The 21,126-nt window shown below is 55.8% G+C and carries 18 protein-coding genes and 1 pseudogene; 2 read left to right on the top strand and 17 right to left on the bottom strand.

Features of this window, described 5'->3' with window-relative positions:
- Nucleotides 1–8: 8 nt before the first annotated feature.
- From V3851_RS16940 to V3851_RS16875, 14 genes are all read right to left on the bottom strand, one after another.
- A complete protein-coding gene (locus tag V3851_RS16940; protein ID WP_331847735.1) occupies nucleotides 9–725 on the bottom strand; it encodes a hypothetical protein in 717 nt (238 codons plus the stop codon).
- Nucleotides 709–2,892, bottom strand: a complete 2,184-nt coding sequence (locus tag V3851_RS16935) for a hypothetical protein (protein ID WP_331847734.1) — start codon at nucleotides 2,890–2,892, stop codon at nucleotides 709–711. Before V3851_RS16935 ends, V3851_RS16940 begins: the two co-directional genes overlap by 17 nt.
- The gene (locus V3851_RS16930) at nucleotides 2,885–3,775 is read right to left on the bottom strand and encodes an ABC transporter ATP-binding protein (RefSeq protein ID WP_331847733.1); all 891 of its coding nucleotides are present in this window, start codon (nucleotides 3,773–3,775) and stop codon (nucleotides 2,885–2,887) included. Before V3851_RS16930 ends, V3851_RS16935 begins: the two co-directional genes overlap by 8 nt.
- 187 nt (nucleotides 3,776–3,962) lie before the next feature.
- A complete protein-coding gene (gene deoC / locus V3851_RS16925; protein WP_331847732.1) occupies nucleotides 3,963–4,640 on the bottom strand; it encodes a deoxyribose-phosphate aldolase in 678 nt (225 codons plus the stop codon).
- 15 nt (nucleotides 4,641–4,655) lie between these two features.
- Nucleotides 4,656–5,237, bottom strand: a complete 582-nt coding sequence (gene def / locus V3851_RS16920) for a peptide deformylase (protein WP_331847731.1) — start codon at nucleotides 5,235–5,237, stop codon at nucleotides 4,656–4,658.
- Between the two features lie 88 nt (nucleotides 5,238–5,325).
- A complete protein-coding gene (locus V3851_RS16915) occupies nucleotides 5,326–5,676 on the bottom strand; it encodes a hypothetical protein (RefSeq protein ID WP_331847730.1) in 351 nt (116 codons plus the stop codon).
- Nucleotides 5,677–5,983: 307 nt separating this feature from the next.
- Nucleotides 5,984–6,589, bottom strand: coding sequence for a sulfite exporter TauE/SafE family protein (locus V3851_RS16910; protein WP_331847729.1), 606 nt, complete (start codon nucleotides 6,587–6,589; stop codon nucleotides 5,984–5,986).
- 73 nt (nucleotides 6,590–6,662) lie between these two features.
- The gene (locus V3851_RS16905) at nucleotides 6,663–8,729 is read right to left on the bottom strand and encodes a beta-galactosidase (RefSeq protein ID WP_331847728.1); all 2,067 of its coding nucleotides are present in this window, start codon (nucleotides 8,727–8,729) and stop codon (nucleotides 6,663–6,665) included.
- Nucleotides 8,730–8,793: 64 nt separating this feature from the next.
- Complete coding sequence (locus V3851_RS16900) at nucleotides 8,794–10,386, bottom strand: ABC transporter substrate-binding protein (protein WP_331847727.1); 1,593 nt, start codon at nucleotides 10,384–10,386, stop codon at nucleotides 8,794–8,796.
- A gap of 77 nt (nucleotides 10,387–10,463) precedes the next feature.
- Nucleotides 10,464–11,408, bottom strand: coding sequence for a carbohydrate ABC transporter permease (locus V3851_RS16895; protein ID WP_331847726.1), 945 nt, complete (start codon nucleotides 11,406–11,408; stop codon nucleotides 10,464–10,466).
- Between the two features lie 18 nt (nucleotides 11,409–11,426).
- Nucleotides 11,427–12,347, bottom strand: a complete 921-nt coding sequence (locus tag V3851_RS16890) for an ABC transporter permease (protein WP_331847725.1) — start codon at nucleotides 12,345–12,347, stop codon at nucleotides 11,427–11,429.
- Between the two features lie 269 nt (nucleotides 12,348–12,616).
- Nucleotides 12,617–14,200 (bottom strand): response regulator, encoded by a 1,584-nt coding sequence (locus tag V3851_RS16885; RefSeq protein WP_331847724.1) that lies wholly within the window; start codon nucleotides 14,198–14,200, stop codon nucleotides 12,617–12,619.
- 113 nt (nucleotides 14,201–14,313) lie between these two features.
- Complete coding sequence (locus tag V3851_RS16880) at nucleotides 14,314–16,050, bottom strand: sensor histidine kinase (protein WP_331847723.1); 1,737 nt, start codon at nucleotides 16,048–16,050, stop codon at nucleotides 14,314–14,316.
- Between the two features lie 103 nt (nucleotides 16,051–16,153).
- Nucleotides 16,154–16,411, bottom strand: coding sequence for a YqkE family protein (locus V3851_RS16875; RefSeq protein WP_331847722.1), 258 nt, complete (start codon nucleotides 16,409–16,411; stop codon nucleotides 16,154–16,156).
- Nucleotides 16,412–16,611: 200 nt separating this feature from the next.
- Here V3851_RS16875 and V3851_RS16870 point away from each other — a divergent pair, with 200 nt between their 5' ends.
- Complete coding sequence (locus tag V3851_RS16870) at nucleotides 16,612–17,190, top strand: type II toxin-antitoxin system PemK/MazF family toxin (RefSeq protein WP_331847721.1); 579 nt, start codon at nucleotides 16,612–16,614, stop codon at nucleotides 17,188–17,190.
- Between the two features lie 282 nt (nucleotides 17,191–17,472).
- Here V3851_RS16870 and V3851_RS16865 read toward each other — a convergent pair whose 3' ends face one another.
- On the bottom strand, nucleotides 17,473–18,042 hold the full coding sequence (locus tag V3851_RS16865) for a TetR/AcrR family transcriptional regulator (protein ID WP_331847720.1): 570 nt from the start codon (nucleotides 18,040–18,042) through the stop codon (nucleotides 17,473–17,475).
- Entirely contained in the window at nucleotides 18,020–18,787 is a 768-nt protein-coding gene (locus V3851_RS16860) for an MBL fold metallo-hydrolase (protein WP_331847719.1), read from the bottom strand. Before V3851_RS16860 ends, V3851_RS16865 begins: the two co-directional genes overlap by 23 nt.
- Before the next feature lie 167 nt (nucleotides 18,788–18,954).
- Here V3851_RS16860 and V3851_RS16855 point away from each other — a divergent pair.
- A pseudogene (locus V3851_RS16855) lies at nucleotides 18,955–19,586 on the top strand (LysE family transporter).
- Here the strand turns inward: V3851_RS16855 and V3851_RS16850 are convergent.
- Nucleotides 19,583–21,046 (bottom strand): amino acid permease, encoded by a 1,464-nt coding sequence (locus V3851_RS16850; RefSeq protein WP_331847718.1) that lies wholly within the window; start codon nucleotides 21,044–21,046, stop codon nucleotides 19,583–19,585. The pseudogene V3851_RS16855 and the gene V3851_RS16850 overlap by 4 nt on opposite strands.
- Nucleotides 21,047–21,126 lie beyond the last annotated feature (80 nt).

Below are 21,126 nucleotides of genomic sequence, written 5' to 3'. Positions count from 1 at the left end.
ATCCCGCTTTATTCTTCATCCTCCATGATCCAGCGATCCCTTCTGCCGATCAGCCACACCGCAAAACCAAGCAAGACGGCGGATGCGGCCAGCAGGACAAGCCGGTTCACGGCGAACGAAGCGCCTTCGGGAAGAAACGAGGCGTATAAAGTCCAGCCCGACAACCAATCCCCGCCGCTGATCGTATCCAGTACCCAAAGGGCGAAGCCCAGCGCCAGTCCGCCATAAGTTTTGCGGAACAAGACTATGCCGGCCAATGTAAGGGAAGCCAGCAGCATAAAGGCGGGCATGGTTTGCAGCATGAGCTGGAAGACGCCGACGCTTCTTTTCACCGCTTCGCCGCCGTCCCACGGATGCATGACAGTAGCGATATCCCCGAACTTCAGCAGATAAACGGCCATCCACAGCAGATTCAACACCGAAGCATACAGCAGAGCGAGCACCCATTTCCGCACGGCGATCAGCCGGAGCGAAGCCGGATACGTGGAAACCAGTTCCATGCTGCCGCCTCCGATTTCGCGCTGGAACAGCAGCAAAGTAAACATAATGACTACCGGGAACATGCCCATTTCCGAATAATAATACACGGTTCTCGGCTTATCTCCCGTTACAATGCTGATTAAATATAGAATAAAAATCGTCACGACCAAAGCCGTCACCGGCTGCTTATGCAGCTTCAAATCGAAGGACGCTCCGCGCCGGAGTTGTTCAATGGCCGTCTTCATCGCCCATCACCTTCTTCCACTCTGTTTCCCATTCGGAATACGGAATTTTGTCTACACGCAAAGATTCGGTCTCCGTGTCCGGAACCTCGATCCCTTTGTCGTAAAAATAATTCAGCACATCCTTGACCTGTTGAGCCTTGCCGTCATCCAAAGCGCTCCCCACCTGATTAATCATACGAGATGCGAGGCGGTCCGGATCGGCTTCACTATTCTCGGAATAAAGCTCCTGAAGCAAATAATAATAATCGTCTGCCCCCGTTCTACCCGTTTTCAACTCTTCGTCCGTAAATCCTTCCTTCTCGCGCAAATACAAGTACCACATTAATCCCCGGATTTTCAGCCGGACATCCTCCTTCGTATTATCGATCCGATAATCGCCCCGGCGGCTTCCGAGCAGCATTTGGTTCATTAACATGTTGGCCGCATACTCCGTGTCGAAAACGTAAGTCATCACATACGTCTCATTCTCAACGCTGTAGCGGAGGTAATTGTCGTTAGGAAGGAACAGCCATTGTTCCAAGTGAGGCTCAAAATGATCGACCCAGCCGGTAAAATAATCATAGAGCTCCGACCACCGTGCCATAATCTCCTCACCCTGCTTGGCGGAGTATGGCGTGACCGCCGCGCGCACCGGAATATCCGGAGCCTCCAGCTCTTTGAATTCCCCTCCGAACAAGGTAAGTCCCTCCGTCGCCTCGCCTTCGAACGTCTGACTGCCCGGCTTCCGGCCGGTTTCCGCCAGGCTCGTATACAAAGGCCGCTCAAAGCCCTCAAAACTCAGCCTGAAATGAGCCGAATACAGGACTGGCGAGGCAAAAACATGGCCGAGCTGAATGCCGGAAGTTTCCGTCTCTTTCACGTAAATCGGCTGGTATCCGGCCAGCGGGTACCAGGCTATATAACCGGGCAGAAAGACGCTGTCTCCCTTAACGAAGGCATACATGGATCCTTGCCCGTAAAACCCGGGGGCGTAATCCGTTACCGTCCCCGAATACGACAATTCGACTTGAAGCGGGCTTTGCACCGCGGCCGGAAGCTCGATGCGGAGCCGGTCGCCTTCGCGCGTAAATGCCGCGGCATCACCTCCAACCCGGACTTCACGGATTTGAAAGCTGCGGTTAAGGGTCAGCTTCAATTCTTTTTCCTGCGAAAGAGCTTCACCCGAAACACTCAGCTTGGCCTCGACCTTCAATATGTCTTTCCGCTCCCTTTGTACCCGGAGATCGTAATCCGTAATCCGGATATCGCCGGATTGTTGCGGATTCGACATCACCTCATCGACGGTCGGCACGGACGGATCGGCCAGCTTCGCTTCGTAAGCCGCATAACGCTGCTGCCAGATTTGCGCATAGGGCAGAAAAGCCAGGACGGACAGCAGAAGCGCGATGCCGCTCGCCGCCCAAACCGCCGGTCGGTGCTTGGTGGGGCGAATCCTGTTCAATACGGCAACGCCCGCAACGAGAAGCAGCAAGGCAAAGGACAGCACAAACAAACGGGAGTACAGGAGTTCATCCGCGATCATACTCAGGCCCCATGTATCGCTAGGCGGAGCGTCCATCAGAAAAAGACGGCTTAAATGAAACGTCCGCAGTACATTCAATCCGGCTTTGTCAATCAGGAAAATATCCATAAAGAACGTGCCGAACATCCAGGCGCAAAAGCCGATCAAATAAACGACCCGGTTCGGGATGGCGATCGCCAGCAGCATCGCCAAGGCCAGCGTTACGAGATAAGACACTTCGTAAGTGACGGCGAAGTAAGCCGTGAACTCCCGAGTAATCCCCGGGTCCACCCCCCGCTGGGCCGAATACCAGGCGAATACCGCCGCTGCCGCCAGCGTAAAGAGCGAAAGATAGAGCATGCCGGCCGCATATTTGGCCGATACCTTCGTAGCGTAAGATACCGGCAGAGCCGAGCTCCACTCATAGGAGAGGCGGCGTAAGTCCCTGCGCACGGCCAAAATGCCGAGCAGCATAACGACTCCCAATGTCATCGTGTGCACGAAGGCATGGAAAGAGTAGGCTTCACTGAACAAATTTTGCCCGGACCCGATTCCGCCTATGTTCCAAACATTCAGCGCCGCGAACAATAGAGGCAAGGCAAGCAGCCACGGGTTGCGAAAGAGCATGCCCAGTTCGAAGCGGAACTGGCGGTGCCATTTATTCATCGCCGGATACACCCGCTTTCTGACCGGAGCGCAGCAGCGCCAGGTAGCCGTCCTCCAAGGTCGGGCGGACCTGCACCGCGCCCGAACCGGACGGCGGTGCCTCGCCAATGACGCGGCACTGCAGCCCCTGCTCCGTCCGCCGCGTGGATACGACCGACATCGGATCCAGGCCGGCGAACTGCTCCTCGCTAACGAGGCCTTCCCATACTTTGCCTCGTCCAAATTCCTGCAGTTCAACCAAATCGCCGGACATCCTTACTTTTCCTCTGTCCAATACGGCAATTTGCCGGCAGTTGCTCTCGATATCCGCCACGATATGGGTCGACAGCAGCACGACCCGCCCCAGGCTGAACCGGGTCAGCAGGTTGCGGAAGCGGACGCGTTCTTCGGGATCGAGTCCGGCGGTCGGCTCGTCGACGATCAGCACCTTCGGAGAGCCGAGCAGCGCCTGGGCGATGCCGAGGCGGCGCTTCATGCCGCCGGAATAGGTTCTGATTTTCTTCCCGGCCTTATCCTGCAGGTTGACTTCCTCCAGCAAGCGGCCGATTTCGGCTTGCCGCGTTTTTCGGTCGTTCATGCCTTTCATTGCCCCGACATAATCCAGGAATTCGGATCCCGTAAGTCCCGGATAAACCTGAAACTGCTGCGGCAAATAGCCGATCATCTTGCGTATTTCCTCGGCCCGGCTTAACGGAATTCCGTTGATCGTCGCCCCGCCTGACGTCGGGCCGGTCAAGGTTGCCAAGATGCGCATCAGCGACGACTTGCCGGCTCCGTTCGGTCCGAGCAGGCCGACCATCCCTTCGTTCAATGTCAGGGTGACATCGTTCAGCGCCCAGCCCCCACGCCGGTATTTTTTGGATAAATGATTGATTTGTATCATAAACATCCTCATTCCCAGTTCATATTCGATAACTCCGCGCGGTTGGTATCTGTACCTGTAACGGGAAGGATGCCCAAAAAGTTGACGTTGCCAAAAATAAACAAATAAATTTTTCCCTCGTTCCTGATCATACAGAAAAAAACCGGAGGCAGAGCCCCCGGCTTATGCAGCGAATAATTTGTTGTGTTTAATAATCGGAACGGCTGCTGAGCCCCTGCGCGATCGCCACGCCGGCGCTCGTTCCGAGCCGGGATGCTCCCGCCTGGATCATGGCTTCCGCATCGGCGAGGCTGCGCACCCCGCCGGACGCCTTGACGCCGATGTCCGGGCCGACCGTCTCCCTCATCAGCGCGACATCTTCGGCCGTCGCGCCGCCCGTGGAAAAACCGGTCGAAGTTTTCACGAAATCGACCCCGGCTTCCACCGCCAATCGGCAGGCGCGGACAATTTCATCCTTGGTGAGCAGGCAGGTCTCTAGAATGACTTTCACCAGCGCTTTGCCTTTTGCCGCGTTCACGACACCGGCCATGTCCGAGACAACCGCCTTGTCGTCTCCGCCCTTGAGCGCGCCGATATTGAGAACCATATCGACTTCGGTCGCTCCGTCCCGAATCGCCTGCTCCGTCTCGAATACTTTGGCTTCGGGAGCGGAAGCCCCGAGCGGAAAGCCGATCACGGTGCAAACCTTGACCTCGGGCGCATCCTTCAGCGCCTCCGCCGCCGTCTTAACCCAGTAAGGATTGACGCAGACGGAAGCGAAGCCGTATTCCTTGGCCTCGGCGGCCAGTTTGAGAATGCCTTCTTTGCCGGCATCCGCCTTGAGCAGCGTATGATCGATCATTCTTACAACAGACTTGGTGTCCATCTTTGATTCCTCCGTTTAATATAAGCTGGAAATTTGTACGCCCTCGGGCAATTTGAACGGATGTTCTTTGTTGATCCGGTCATAGAACATGATTCCGTTCAAATGATCAAGCTCATGCTGCATCACGATGGCATCGTAGCCTTTGAACCGCAGCTTCAGCTCATTTCCCTCTCCGTCGTAGGCTTTGATCTGTACTTTTTCGTAGCGGGGTACGAACCCCTGCACAACCCGGTCCACCGACAGGCAGCCTTCGCTCTCCGGCAAATAGGTCATCGCCGCGGAATGGCTGACGATCTTGGGATTGAACAAGCAGACTTCCCGGTCGTTCCCCTTATCGTCCGTCAACAGGGCGGCAAACATACGCTTGTTTAAGCCGATCTGGTTGGCGGAAAGGCCCACCCCGGCGCGCAGCTTGTATTTTTTCGACAATTCGGGGTCCTGGCTATTTTTTAAAAAGAGCAGCATCGACGCCATTTCCTCCCGGTCCTCCTCGGTTGGGGGGATACTGACCGGCTCCGTGACGACCCGCAGAATCGGGGCGCCTTCCCGAACGATATCATCCATCGTAATAATATAATCGCTTGTGAATTTGCTCATGAGTAACTTTTCATCCACCTTACTCTGCAATATTTTGCGCAAACAAAGACCAGCCCCAGCGTAGCACTCCCCCGGCGCATTGTCAAAATCAGCGTCTCATTTTCATTCCCCAAACGGCGTCCTTGCGGAACGCGGCGGCTTCCCTTAATTTTCCCAGCCGCTCATCCCCGGGATAATGTTTCTCCAAATAAAGCAAGAGCGCTTCGCGGAGGCCGATTTCTTCATCGAGCCTGTTAAATTCATTGGGGTGCCGCTCCAGCTCGCGCAGGCGGGATTCCCAAACCGGAAGATCATGGGGGCTGGAGTTCCCCTGCCGGACTCGTTCGGCCAGCTCCTTAAGCTCCCGGTATACCGTTCTCAGTTTCCCGGAATATCTATGCTTTTGATTAAGCCATCCCAGCAGGACGATAACCATGAAAAACAGAATCCATGCACCCATACGATCCAATTCGTCACCTCAATACATCGATATGCTGTAAGCATTCCCAAAGCAACCGCCAGCGGTCATATGGGTAACCCTTACAATATCCATGCCTAACGTAACATAGCGGCAAAAATAATGTCAACGCAAAACCGCCGGCCGCCGAGACGGCTGCCCTACCTCCGTTGCCCCACCATCAGGGCGGTCCATACCGTCCAACATCCGGAGATGAGAATCAGAATCAGGACAACCTTCTTGAAACGTGACTCCTTTAGCCTGCTTCCGACCCCGATGCCGAGCGGCACCCCGAGGATCATGGCGGGAATCATCCATAGTAGGGCGCCGGAAACCGCCTTATCCAATAAACCGTGATATAATACGAGGCTATAGTTACCGCATTCAAAACGAGTGCATAGAGCGTAAGATTTGCCCGAAACGTCTGCTTGTCCATCCCTTGGTTGGACAAAAACAGCGCAACCGGCGGCCCGCTCATCGAAATGCTTCCGTTCAATAAACCGCTGGCGAGGCCGACCGCCACAAAGCCCAGCCTTTCGTTCCGTACGGGCGCCGTCCAACCTGTTAGCATCACCGCCGCAAACAGGGCGATCAGGATGCCCGCGGCAATCTTCAGTGCGGTGTCGTCGACGTACAGCAACAGACCGGAGCCGAATGGAGCCGCGGTAATGCCTGCCAGGATGAGCAGCGAAATTTTCCGGAACACAATATGTTTATAGCAATTTAGAAGGATGGCTATGTTCGTCATGAAACTAAGGATAACGATCAGCGGGACCACTTGACGCAAGGGAAGAAATTGGGTTAAAAGCGGCAGCGAAACCAAGGCGAAGCCGAAGCCGGTTACCCCTTGAACAAAACTGGCCGACAAAATAATCAGCGTGCAGAAAACAAGCCAGGGTTGGATATCCAAAAGCATATGTATTATCAGCCTCCTACTTATACAGAAAGCCGGCATGCGAAATGCCGGCTTATCACCTCGATATATACTATTATGCCTTGCGTTTCATCACGAGCGAGCTGTGAACCGGAAGCTTCAGCACCCCGTATAACGGTTCACCGGTTTCAAGGTTATGATATTCCCCGGCATCGAGCTCTACGCCGGCCTCTTTGCCGGAGAAGTTAAGCAGAAACACGTAATCCTGCTCTCCGTCGGAACGAAGCTGGGCGGTGACACCCTCCGGGAGGACGGTATCCAGCGCGCGGCGTACGCCGGCCTCGTTGACAAGTTTGCCGTATAATTCGTCATAAAAGGCATCCTTGCTCACGCGGGCCGCCAAATAATAAGCCCGGCCGCCGCCCGGGTGCGGGCGGTTTACGGTCAGCGCCGGCATGCCGGCATAGAAATCGTCCCCGTACGCCGCCAGCACCTCCGCTGCTTCGGCATGGATGACCTCGCACAGCTCGCGGATTTCAAAGCTCCCCTCCATGCCCAGCGAATTGCCTCCGGACATGACGAGCGAGTTGCGGTCATGATCGTGCAGCCCGTCGATCTCCTCCGCCCAAATGCCGAGCGTCCGCCGCAGCGGTCCGGGAAAACCGTTCAGATGGCATAAATCATACTCGTTGACGATGCCGGACCAGTAGGTGACCAGCAGAGTGCCGCCCTCCCTCACGAATCTGTCCAGCTTGCGGCCGGTTTCCTCGCGGAGCAAATAAGCCATCGGCAGAACCATCAGTTTATACGGCGCAAAATCGTCGTCGGAGCCGATCACATCCGTCGGCACCCCCAGCTTCCAGAGCGCCCGGTAATGCTGCACGACCGTCTCTTCATAATGCAGCCCGCCGTTGCGCGGCCCCTGGGCGTCGTTGATCGCCCATCGGTTGTCCCAGTCGAACAGGATCGCGGCCTCCGCCGGGACACGGGTTCCGATCAGTTCGGACATTTGCGACAGCGTCTGGCCGAGCCCGGCTACATCCCGGAACACCCGGGTATGCTCATGACCGGCATGGTCGACGACCGCCCCGTGAAACTTCTCGCTGGAGCCCCGGCTCTTGCGCCATTGGAAATACTGGACCGTATCGGCCCCGTGCGCCACCGCCTGCAGCGAGGACAGGCGGTGCATACCCGGGCGCTTCAGCTTGCTGACCGGCTGCCAGTTCGTTTGGCTCGGCGTGCTTTCCATGAGCATGAACGGCTTTCGCTTGAGCGAGCGGAACAAGTCGTGGTTGAAGGCGAACCAGGAGGCGACGGCGATCTCCGATTCGGCCTCGTGCCAGGTCGGATAGGCGTCCCAGGAAATTACGTCGACCGCTTTGGCAAACTCCCGGTAATCCAAGCCGTAAAACAAATCCATCATATTGGCCGTACACGGCAGGTCCGGGTTTGCCGATTTCAGCGGCGCGATCTCGTGCCGGTAGAAATCGATCGTTTGGTCGGACACGAACCGCCGCCAGTCGAGATTATGTCCGTGGACCATCGTCTCCCCGTGCGGAGCGGGGGACTCGAGCTGTGACCAGGAGGTATATGTATGGCTCCAGAAGGCCGTCCACCACGCCTGATTCAACGCCTCCAGAGTTCCGTACTTGCGCTTCAGCCAAGCCCGGAAGGCCTCCTGGCAGTAATCGCAGTGGCATTCCCCGCCGTACTCATTGGAGACATGCCAGCCGATGACGGCGGGATGGGCAAAGTACCGCTCCGCGAGCTTGCCGTTGATGATCCTCACCTTTTCCCGGTAAACGGGCGAGGTGAGGCAATGATTGTGGCGCATCCCGTGCAGGTTGCGCCGCCGGCCCGGGTCCACGCGCAGCACTTCCGGATACCGCTCCGACATCCAGGCCGGGCGGGCGCCGCTCGGCGTGGCCAGCCAGGCGTAAATCCCGTTGGCGGCCAGCCGGTCCAGTACGCGGTCCAGCCAGTCGAACTTAAACACGCCCTCTTGCGGCTCCAGCATCGCCCAGGAGAAGATTCCGACGGACATGACGTTGCAATTCGCCAGCTTCATCAGGCGGATGTCCTCCTCCAGCACGTCCGGATAGTGCAGCCACTGTTCGGGATTGTAATCCGCCCCGTGCATGAACGCGGGCAATTTGGGGGAAATCGGCGGAAATTTATTCATTAAGTCATTATCCTCCGTTCAGTTTGTTAAAACCGCTGGAGCCAAGGCTCCAGCGGCCGGGAGATTATTGGCCGGCGGCCAGGAACGCGTCGATCTGGCCCTGAAGCTCCTGCTGGATCTTGTCGATGCCGGCGGATTTCAGTTGTTCGATCAATTCCGCCTGGCCTTTATCCAGGTCGGGAATGAGGCCGTATTCCAGCGGAATCGCATAGCGGAGCATTACATTGCCGACGTTGGCCACTTCGTTCTTCACCTTCGAATCGTCAAAGACGAAGGTTTCCAGCGGGAAATGGTACACCTTGGACTGCCATTGCTTCAGCATTTCGTCCGCTTCCACCGGATAGGACGCGTCGGTCCGGTTCAACTGCGAATTCCAGCCCCAGTTGGAGAATCCGGTGTAGTTGGCCGCATTTGGCCCCGCGGTATACTTGTCGTCGCCGACCGGCTCGTAATGTTTGCCGGCGATGCCGTACATCGTCAGATCATGAATCTCTTTATCGTTTTGCAGCAGATCGATTAGCATCAGGGAACGCTCCACATTTTTGGAGGTGGCGTGGATCGCCATCCCGTTTTGGGTGGAAATCGCGGCGATTTTCTTTTGGTCCGGCGTCAAATCGACGATCGCCGCTTCGTATTCCGGTTTGTCGCGGCGCATTTCGGCCATGTTCATGGCGACCGTCCCGAGATTCTGCGCGTAGGAACCGGTTTTTCCGGCTTTGATATCCTGCCAGACGTCATTTTTGTTGCTGACGATATTTTTGGACCAGCCTTTGTTGTCGGCAAGGTCTTTATAGTAAACCAGTAGCTGTTTAAACTCCGGCGTATCGTAAACGTTGAACAGCTGCCCTTTCTCGTCGTCGAGCTTGTAAGCGAGCGGCATGCTGTAATCGACCAGGTTCCATTCGTTTTGCTGCTCCAGCAAAATCTGGTCCAGCTCATGCCATTTCCAGCCGTCCGCCGGCTTGGCGCCGAAGGCGCTGATGCCCTTCTCGTTCGCGGCGACGGTCTTCACATAAGCGGCGTAGGTTTCCGGGCTGTTGATCGGCTCCAGATTGTACTTTTTACGCAGGTCTTCCCGAATCAGCACCGCTTTGTCGGTCACTTCCGCATTGTTGTTCGGCACCATGTACAATTTGCCGTCTACCTTGGCCTGCTCCCAGGACACTTCGGGCATCGCTTCCCATGTCTTCGGCATATATGTTTGGAGCATGTCCTCGGTCAGTTCCAGGAAGCCGCCCTTGCGTGACTGGTCCGTATAGAAAGCCCAGTTTGCCGTATAAGCGATGTCAAAATCCTCACCGGCGGCGAACTTCAGCGGATATTTCTGCGTCCAGTCCGCCCAGTCCAAAAATTCGGTCTCCACGGTGGCGTTGATCTTCTCCTTCAGCAGCTTGTTCAGCTCGCCGAAAACTTCATCGTAATCGGCCGGTTTGCCCCCGACCATCAGCATTTTCAGCTTCACTTCCTGAGAGATATCCGGGCCGCCGGAGCTCTCGCCCGCATCCGCCGAATTTACGGCCACGTTATTCCCCGTATTCGCCGGCTCCGCTTTCGGGGCGTTCCCGGCTCCCCCGTTTCCTCCGCAGGCGCTCAACAAGGCGGATAATGCCATAACCATCGCCAGCAGAAACGTAAATGTCCTGTTCTTTTGTTTCATGACTAAAATTCCCCCTCATTCATTTGGAATGAATCTATCGATAACCAGGCGATTCCCTTGGATCCCTGAGGTCATCCCTATCCTTTGACGGCGCCGATCGTCAGTCCCTGGACAAAATAGCGCTGGATGAACGGATAAGCCAGCAAAATCGGCCCCGTCGCCACAATCGTCATCGCCATTTTCAGACTCTCGCTCGGCAGGTTGAAATTCACCACGACCCCGGATGACATAATCGCTCTGCGCATGCCGTCCATATTGCCGAGCATCCGGTACAAATAATACTGGAGCGGCATCAGGTCCTCGTTGGAGATGAACAGCAGCGCATTGTACCAGTCGTTCCAGTAAGCGAGGGCGATGAACAAACCGATGGTCGCCAGCGCGGGTTTGGACAGCGGCAGCACAAAGCGCAAATAAATCTGGAAGTCTCCCGCTCCGTCGATCTTTGCCGATTCGATGATCGCCTCGGGAATGCCGCTCATAAACGATTTCATCACGATGATATAGAACACGTTCATCAGCATCGGCAGAATGAGCACAATCAGCGTGTCCTTCAGTTGCAGATAGTTTACGATGAGCAGATACCACGGAACGAGCCCGCCGCTGAACAGCGTCGTAAAAAAGAAGAAGAAAGCGAATTTGTTGCGCCATTTAAAATCTTTTCGCGAAAGCACATAAGAGGTCATGGAGGTCAAGGACAGACCTAGGAATGTGCCCAGCACGGTGACCGTAATGGTTACGCCATACGATTTAAGCATCTCCGCCGGATATTTGAACAGAATCCGATACGCCTCGAACGAAAATTCGGCGGGAATCAGTTGAAATCCGTTCTCAATGATTTTGCTCTCCTCGGTCAGTGAAGAAGAAATGACGAGCAGAAACGGAATGATGCAAAATAGTGCCAGAATCGTAAGCGATATGTAGCCGATCACGGCCAGAATCGCCCGGTCTTTATATTTCGGCTTCCGTCCCGGAAGCCGGACTTCGGCGCCGGGTATGCCGGCGGATGTTGCCGCTTTACTCATCGAAAGTTCCCCCCGTGATCAGAACAAAGCATGGTCTTTGTCGTATTTGCGTACCGCATAGTTGGCGAGCATGATCGTCGCAAATCCCAAGATTGACTGGTAGAAGCCCGCGGCGGCGGACATGCCGATTTCGTTGGACGAAATCAGCGACCGGAACACAAACGTATCGATGACGTCGGTGGAGGAGAACAGCAGCCCGTTGTTGCCGACCATGTTATAGAACATGCCGAAGTCGCCGCGGAAAATGTTGCCGATCGCCAGCAGCATAAGAATAATCGCCGTAGGCATCAGATTCGGAATCGTAATTTTGCGGATCCGCTGAAAAATGTTGGCCCCATCGATTTCGGCCGCTTCATACATCTCCGTGTCGATGCTGGTGATGGCCGCAAGATACATGATCGTGCCGTAGCCGAGCGCCTTCCAGGCGGAGATGAGGATCAGAATGACCGGCCAATAGGCGGCCGTATTGTAAATATCGATCGATTCGAGGCCGATTTTGTTCAGGAGTACATTGATTGTCCCCACATCGTAATTGAACAGGTTGTACGCAATCGCGCCGACGACGACCCAGGAAATAAAGTAAGGCAGGAACATCACGGTCTGGGTAATTTTCCGAAACCATTTGCCCGTGGCCTCGAACAGCAAAATCGCCGCGAAAATTTGCAGCACATTGTTGACGAGAATAAACGCGATATTATAGAGCGCCGTATTTCTCGTCACGCGCCAGGCGTCGCCCGATTCAAAGAAGAAGCGGAAGTTGTCCAGCCCGTTCCACGGGCTGCCGAAAATTCCCCCGCTGTAATTGAATTGCTTGAAGGCCAGCACGATTCCCGCCATCGGGATATAAGCGAACAGCAGGAAAAACAATACCCCTGGAACCAGCATGAGCAGCAGTGTTTTATATTTCTTTACATCGCTCCAAAAGCCGTGCCCACTCATCCTTCACCTCTCCCCCCTCTAATTGTCTCTGTCCTCATTGTAAGTTGAGAACGCTTACGTTTTGGATTCAGCGAAGCAACTAAATATAGTACATTTTCCACGATTGTTTTTTGAGGCGTCACGTTCATTGGATTATTTCCAAGTGAAGGCCGGGCGGCATGCTGTAAGACTGAAGCTTCCCCCGAACAAACAAAAGACCGGGCCTGCCGCTGAAGCGGCAAATCCCGGCCCTTTTCACCTCCGGGTCAAGAATGAAGCGACCCGGAGGCTCATATTTTGTTTTTCTTCCGATACTCGCCAGGTGTCATGGCCATGGTTTGTTTGAACTGTCGATTAAAGTAAACGATGTTTTTATAGCCCATCCGCTCGGCAATTTCGTAAATTTTCAGCGTGGGATCGGACAACAGCTCGCATACCCGCTTCGTTCTTCGCTCGTTCAGATAATCGCTGAAATGCTGCCCCGTCTCCTCCTTGAACAAAAACCCGAGGTAATTCGGTGTAAAATCAAAATGCGTCGCGACTTCCTTCAGCGTAATCTTCCGCTCCAGATGCGAATCCACATACTGCATGATCTCCTCGATCAGCTTGCGTTTGTGCCGCTGTTTCTTGACGTACAGCAGTTCGGACAATTCGAAGAACCGCTTTCTCAGCCAGGATTTGATATCGTGTACGGTTTCGAATTGAAACAGAATCACCGGCTGATTAGCGTCCCATTTCAACAGCTCGTACAGGCTCTCCCCCATTTGCCGCAGATCGGCATGCAGCTTGGTGGTGATCCGGAGAATGAGATCGTAGACTTCATTCTTTCGGAAGAGCGGCTGCCGGCGGTCGAAGATCTCGGCGAGGCAATCGTCGACGGCGACCAAATCGTACTCCAGGATGGCACGCAGCATCCGATTCAGCACTTCGTCCACGCTCGGCACGGGCACATGCCCGCCGGGGGCCCACTCGACCACATCCCAGCTGATGAGCCGGTCTTTGCCGAGCAGCCATTTAACGCTTAAGGCTGCCTGCGCCTGCCGGTAGGATTCCCGCAGCGACTCTTCGTCCCGCGCGAATTTGCCGATTCCGGCCGTAACGGTAAAAGGCGAACTATCCCTTACGGCTGCGATCAGCCCTTCCAGCAAGACGGGAAATTCATGCTCGGACACGGACGACAGAATGAGATAGCGCGTCTCTTCATTCCGGAAAAAGGTGCCGAGCATATTCTCTTCCACATAGCTCCTTATAAACATAAGGAGCCGCTGAATCTGCTCCCGTTTTTCCCGCCCGGTCCACTCGCCCGTTTTCCATTCCAGGTCGTCGATTTCGACCAATGCCGCCGCCGTCCCGAACCGCAGCAGCGGGTGAAGCACATCCTGAATATGCTTGCCCGCTTTGGCCGCAGCAAAGTCCTTCAACCAGCGGATCAGCAACTCCTCGCCTACGAGCGACCAAGCCGCCGAGGCCGTGCGTTTCTGCTCCCGCTCTCTCTCCACCGACTCGCAAAGCGACAGCAGCATCTCCTTGAGCTCATTGTCCTCCACCGGCTTAAGCAAATAACCGGAGGCGTTCAGCTCGATCGCTTTTTTGGCGTACCCGAAATCCTCATGCCCGCTGATAAACACGATTTTCACCTGCGGATGAATCTCCCTCGCCCGGCGGGCAAACTCCGTGCCGGACATGATCGGCATGCGGATATCCGATAGAATAAGATCGGCCCGTTCCTGCTCCAATATTTTGAGCGCGCCGAAGCCGCTGTTCGCCGTTCCGACAACGCGAAGGGGATAAGGAATCCCGCTTCCGGCCACGCGCCGCCGCAGCCATTCCAGGTCCACCGCTTCGTCGTCGACAAGCAAAATATTGATATCCATCTCCATAACCCTCCGACCAACGCTTGTTATTAGGAGAATAACTTACCGAATCCGGTTTTGAACATAGCGCTTTTCAATGAAAACCTATACTTTTTCACCGATTTCTGCCTGACTCATCCGGCCGGCTCTTGAATCAGCGCCGCTTCTTCCGCAGGCAGAAATATGCTCACCGTGGTGCCCGCCCCGTAAAAGCTGAAGATCGAAATGCCATAGCCTTCCCCGTATCTGAGCTTGATCCGCTCATCGACATTTTTGATCCCGTACCCTCCGGTTTTGCTGGGCGCCGCGAGCAGCTCCTTGACGGTCTCCGGCGTCATGCCGATCCCGTTGTCGATCACCTTCAGCTCTATCCCGCCCTTGGACCGCCTGCCGGTAATCCGGATCGCGATCGACTCGCCGAACCAGGCGTGCTTGAACACATTCTCTACAAACGGTTGAAGTATCAGCTTCATAACCGGAACATGCCGGATATCCTCCGCGATATCCACGTATACTTTAAATCCGTCCGCATACTTGACCCGCTGAATGTCCAGATAAGTCTCAACCTGCATAACTTCATGCTCCAGCGTAGTAAACACCTTGCCCTGATTCAGCGTTAGCCTGTAAAAACGCGACAATCCCTGCACCATGTCCGTCACCTTGCGCGTCTCCCCCAGGTTCGCCAAACTGCTGATCGTGGACAGCGTGTTAAACAGGAAATGCGGGTTGATCTGGGCCTGCAGCGCCTCAAGCTCGGCATGCTTCCGCTGCAGCCCTTGCACGTACACGCTGTTGATCAGCTCCTGGATATTTCCGGCCATGACGTTGAACGCCTCGGCGATATGTACGAATTCGTCGTTGCCCGGGAAAGAGATGCGCTTCTGGAAGTTGCCCTCCTGAAAGGAGCGCACCAACCGGACGATCCGGGCCATTCTTCGGCCGGAAAGCCGCGCCACCATCGAGCCGATCAGCGACATCCCCGCGAAGCTGAGCGCGCATACGGCAAGGATCGACCTTTGCAGCCGCGCGGTATCTTTGGTCAAATAGGCGCGGGGGACCAGTGTCTCGATGACAAAGTCCGTTCCGGGAATTTGTTCGCGCAGCGTAAGATAGGTGCCGCTTTCCCGCCTCTCCTCCCGGGGGCCGGAACCGGCGTCTCCCCTTTGATAAAGCGCCGCCCCGCCCGCGGCGTTGTCGATCAGGCGCAGGGTGACGCCTTCCTCGACCGGAAACGCGGCGAAGTTGCCGAACAAGTCGTCCAGGGAAGCGGTAATCCGCACATAACCGATCACCGTCTTGTAGTCGCTATAGGATACCAATTTACGGATATGCGATATATTGCCGAGCTCCCGGTCGGTGTCGATCTGCAGCCAGATGTTGTCCAGCTCGGAATCCTTGTAGCGGCGGTACCATTCCTGGTTTGCTATTTCGGCAAGCGGCAAAATATAATAATCGCTGCCGTCGATCGGTTCGGCAAGATCGTCTCCGGGCACGAGGTTCAGATCCTCGTTCATCGTGTAAAGCATGAGCCGGATATCGTTTCCGAACAGCTTGAGCGGGGCCGTAATTTGCGGGACGATTTCGTCCAACATGACCAGATAGATTTGATAAGGCTCCCCTTTGGCCTGAAGCGCCCGCTGAAAAGACAAGCTGCCGAACAGCGTGTCCGACATCCGCTGGATTTCGTCCATTTGATAGCGGATATTATCCCGCGCCTGCTCCATGCCCGTGCGGATATTCGTCTCGGCCATTTCCGTCCGCGATTGGATCAGCATCGAATACGAAATATAGCCGATAATAATATCCGTAATCAGGACGAGCAGCAGATAGGGAACGAGCATTTTGTAGGTGTAGGGAATATATTTTTTCATGGATTGGCGACCCTTCCCGCAGCAAAAGTTAGCGCTTTCAATTTGAGCGAGTAAAAAACCGGGAGACCGAGCCCTGAATATCCGGCTGCCTCCCGGTTAAATCTTATTTGAATTTATGCCAATCGAGCTTGCTCGTATTCAGCAGATGCTCGAAATCGTTGTCCAGTCGCTTCCGCTCCGCCTTGCGTTCCTCCTCGGCCTTGACCCGGGCCTCCTCCCGGCGCTGCTCCTCCTCCTGCTTGAGCTGCGCGGCCTGCTCCTTCAGCTTCGCAATCGTCCCCTCGCCGAGCAGGTCCTTCAGAGTCGCCGGTTTATCCGCGGTCTTCGCTGCCGTGGCGGGTGCGTATTTCTTCTTTGCCATGTGCGTAATCACCTCGATTTCAAGCCTAAGGTATCACAGAGGCAAAAATATTGTCAACTCGCGGGGAAAGCAAACATCGGATCGACGCAAACGCAGGAAAGATTATTTTTAAATCATCGGCATTTCCTGGTTTATCGCTAGGCAATTACGTGTAATTCAAAGGTATATATGTTTACACCTGCCAGTCTGGAGGAAAGATCATGCATAAGAATCATCGTGAACAACCCGAAACGGTACGGGAAAATCCGGCGAAAAAGCGCAAACGGAACGAGCGGATCGAATATTTGAAGCAGCAAAAAACGCGGCAAATCGAAACCTGGATGCCGCTCAAAATCGAGATGGCGCATCAATGGATCGAACATGAGGAAACGCAAATGAAGCGGCACTTGACCCGGGGAGCGGTGCATTTTTGCCATTTCGGCGAAAATATCGGCTGCGAGCAGAACGAGGAACGGCCGGTCGTCATCGTCTCGAATAATACGGTAAATTCCACATCCGGCAATGTGCTGGTCGTACCGCTGACCAAAAATTTGAAGATCCGTACGGCGGCCAGTACGGGACAGCCGATCCTGACGAAGGAAGGGAAGCCGATCCCCCGGTTTCAAAGCCACTATTTTCTCTTTAAGAGCAAATACGATTTTCTAGCTTTCGATTCCGCCGCCAAAACGGAGGAGACCACCTCGGTGAGCAAAATCCGGCTCAAGGAGCATTTGGGGAATCTGGATGAAGAGGACGTGCGCCGCCTCGAAAACCGGCTGAAGTGGTCTTTCGGCATTTAGGCTGAAGGTTGACATCGCCTCGCCGAAAAGGTAGTATAAGATCAGAGAATTGAATCGTTAGAGATTACGTCTTCCGCCTTGTCGCGGATAATCTCACACGTGCCAGCGTGTTATTGAGTCTAAGAGGAGCCTTTCGGCTCCTTTTTCCTGTATTCCGATGGTCTAGTCTATGTCGCCCGCCCCGTCGCGGGCAAATTCACCCCGCCGCGCAAGGCTTCCGGCGGGGTTTATATTATCCCCCGAAATGACCTCTTTGTTACCAATTACCCGCTATGTAAAATCTTAACCAGTTCTCCGGCGCAATCCGTCAAGAATCAGCTTCAAGTTAAAATTCAGGCTGTCCTGTACATCGAGCGGAAGGCCGAAGCCTTTCTGCCGCTCCAGGGAAGCGAAGCCGTGAATGAGGCTGCGCAAGCCCCGTACCGTGTGCAGAGCCTCCTCCTTCGTCAGGTTATAATCATCAAGTAACCCTACGACAAAGTCCACGAGTCTGTCGCCGGCTTCGCCGATCTCACGGTCCTCGGGGCCCGGAGCAAGCTGGATCATCTCATATAGGCCCGGATGCTCCCGGACAAAACCAATATAGGCATCGGCGAAGGAAAGAATCGCCGCCTCCCCCTTCTTGTTCCCGGCCGCGGCCACGATAGCGTCTTGAAGCTGACGGAGCGCATGAACGGCCACCCAGCTCCGCAGTTCATTAAGCCCGCTCACATGATTGTACAGCGAGGGGGGACGAATCCCCAAGCGCTGAGCTACGGACGAGATCGTAATCGCCTCGGCCCCCTCGCTGTCGGCGATTTCCAGCGCGGCCCGCAATACGGCCCCGGGATCAATGCCCGCCCTTGGCGACATGGCCCGATTCCCCCTCTCCGCCGCCCGGCAGCGCCCCGAGCTTGCGCTCGGCTTGGGCGATCGCCGCCCGCATTATGTCGGCGGGGCGCTCGATCATCCGGCCGTGACCGGCGGCGAGCAGGCCTGCGTCCAGCGCGGCCAGCTTCCACGCGCTGGCGAGCGCCGCTTCGGCGTTCCAGGTCGCGAGCGCCGGGAACGGGAACAGCGGCCGGAGTTGGCCGCTGACCGCGACGCCGCCGCGCGTCTGCAGGGCGTCGCCCACGATGAGCGCGCCGCTGCGGGTATCCAGCAGCGAGATGGAGCCCGGCGTGTGCCCGGGAGTGGCGATCACCCGCAGCGAGCCGACCCGGTCGCCTTCCTTCAGCAGCACGTCCGGGCGGGTCGCCACTTTCCGCGGCTGCGGAACGCCGCCGCGGATCGGGGTCTGCGGTTCACCCGGGTCCAACGTCGTATCGCCGGCGAGCAGCCGGGCGTCCCTGACCGAAATGTGGACGGGGAGCTCCGGAAATTTCGTCTTGAGTGCGTCAAGCGCCCCGATATGATCGCTATGGGCATGGGTTAGTACGATCCGGGCCAGCGGCTTGCCGACCGCCTCGGCCGCCTTGATAATGCCGGCGGCGCTGTAAGGCAGCGCGGCATCGATCAATGTCAGGCCATCCTCCTCTTCCACCAAGTAACAATTCACCGGAAAAATTCGCGGCATAAATGACAATTGAAGCAATTGGCCTTTTCGGGTAACCCGCATCCCGCTTCATCCTCTCTCAAAACTAATATCATTAGTTAAAATATAAACTAATACGATTAGTTTATCAAGTCCCTATTTTTTGTCGTACAAGCGGCCCTAGATGAATACAATGTACAAGTTCCCGATTCATTCGCTGCCATGATTCCAATTTTCCGGAGGTATCCGCATTGAACGGTTTACTTGGTTATGTGTTTCTTGGTTTATCCCTATCCGCCCCCATCGGTCCGGTGAATGCCGCGCAATTGGACCGGGGCATCCGTGGGGGATTTCTCCCCGCCTGGCTTGTCGGCCTCGGGGCGATCACCGCCGATATCATCTACATGGCGCTCGTGTACTTCGGAGTAGTGCATTTTCTCAATACTCCCTTCATGAAGTCGTTTCTTTGGCTGTTCGGTTTCTTTATTCTGATCTATACCGGAATCGACAGCCTGAACCAGGCGCGCAAGCTCAGCCTGAGCGAAATGAGGGGCGGCGAGCCCCTTTTTAAATCCTACTTCTCCGGGTTTATGATGTCGCTGTCCAACCCGCTCTCCATTTTGTTCTGGCTCGGTATCTACGGCTCGGTGCTGGCCCAAGCGCATCCTCTTCAGGCGCCGGCGATCTGATCGCCAATAGCTGCGCCATTATAGCCGGGGTGCTGCTTTGGGATATATCCATGGCGGCGTTTGCCGGCGGCTTCAGAAAGGTGCTGAACGATCGGCTGTTGCGGATGATTTCGGCCCTCTCCGGCCTTTCGCTGATCGGGTTCGGCCTGTATTTCGGTTATGAGGCCGTCTTGTTGCTGCTGGATCGGCTTTAATCCAATCTCGGCCGACGCACTAGCGTTGCCTTGCGCCGCCGCCGCAGAGCGGGCTTCCGTCTTTTCCATACGGCGAACTGCATGATTAAAGTAACCGTACCGATGACGGCGATGAAGATCAGGCTGCCCCAAAATCCCGGGCGGCTTGTTTTATGCGCGAGCGTTCCGGACACGGCAAGGACAATCAGCGCGAGCCCGGCGAAGCGCTTAACCTGCCCGAACACGGACAATTCGAGCAGCTTGCCGGAAGTGAGCAAAATGAACAGCCAGTTGTATAATAATAACAGTCCGGCGGCGGTCGTAATATATTCGTAAATGCGTCCCGGCATCGCCAGGGACAGCAGGATCGAGCCGGCCAGGCCCACCGCCGTAAGACCTATGGCGTACAGCGGCCGCTCCTTCAGCGCCGTCTTGGCAAAGAGCGGCGGCGCGTCCTTATCCTCGGCCAGCGTGACCAGCATCGTCGTCACGGCGTAGAGCGAGGCGACCATGGTCGAGAACCCGGCGACGATAAGCACGGCGTTGAAGACATGGGGAATGAAAGGCAGATGAACCCCGCCGAGCGCCGTAATAAACGGGCTCTTGTGGGGCACGGTTTTGTTCCACGGAAGCAGCGTCACGACCAGACCGATCGACAGGACGTAAACCGCCGCCAGCAGCAGGAGCATGATCTTCCCGGCCTTCGGCGCGTCCTGCGGGTCCTTCAGCCGGTAGGCCATCATCCCCATTACTTCAATCCCGCCGAACGCGTAGAAAGCAAAGATCAGCCCCGACCATAACCCCATGGCCCCGCTAGGGAAGAATTGGCCGAAGGTACGCGGGAAGGCCGATTTCCCCGCTCCGGGAATCCAGCCCAGCAGCGCGGTGGCCGCGATGGCGAGAAACATCAGGATCGCCGCGATTTTGACGACCGATAAAACATGCTCGATGGAATCGAACCCTTTATTGCCGAGCAAAATAACGGCCAGTCCGAGGATGGCATATCCGGCGGCGAACAGCCACATCGGCACACCGGGAAACCAAAACCGCGTAAAGAGCGATAGCGCCGTAAGCTGGCTGCCCATAATAAGCAGCTCGGAAGACCAGTATACCCAGCCGCTGCCGAATCCGGCCCACCGTCCGAACGCCCGCTTGGCGTAAGAGCGGAAGGAGCCCTTCTCCGGCTGTTTGGCCGTCATGCGCGCCAGCGCGTCAAACACCGTATACGCTCCAAGCGCCGCCAACAGAAAGGCGACCAGAATCGCGGGCCCCGCCATGCGGATCCCGATTCCGGAGCCAAGAAAATAACCCGTGCCGATGATCGAAGCGATCCCGAGCAGCGAGAGCTGCCACCAGCGTAAATTCCCGCCGCCCGCCGCGGCGCCGTCGCTTCCTTTTCCGCCATGATCGTTTCCCCCGGTCTTTCTCCAACCGACGGTGCCATTTGTTTTTCTGTAGCTGCTGTTCCCGTTTCCGCTCACCTGAATCCCCTCCTGTCGCCCATTTTGATACGCAAACCGGTTTGTTTAGCTTTTGAAAGAGCGCCGATTATATGCAAAGG

The sequence above is a fragment of the Paenibacillus haidiansis genome (assembly GCF_036553665.1).
Taxonomy (GTDB): domain Bacteria; phylum Bacillota; class Bacilli; order Paenibacillales; family Paenibacillaceae; genus Fontibacillus; species Fontibacillus haidiansis.
This window is presented reverse-complemented; position numbering and strand designations above follow the sequence as displayed.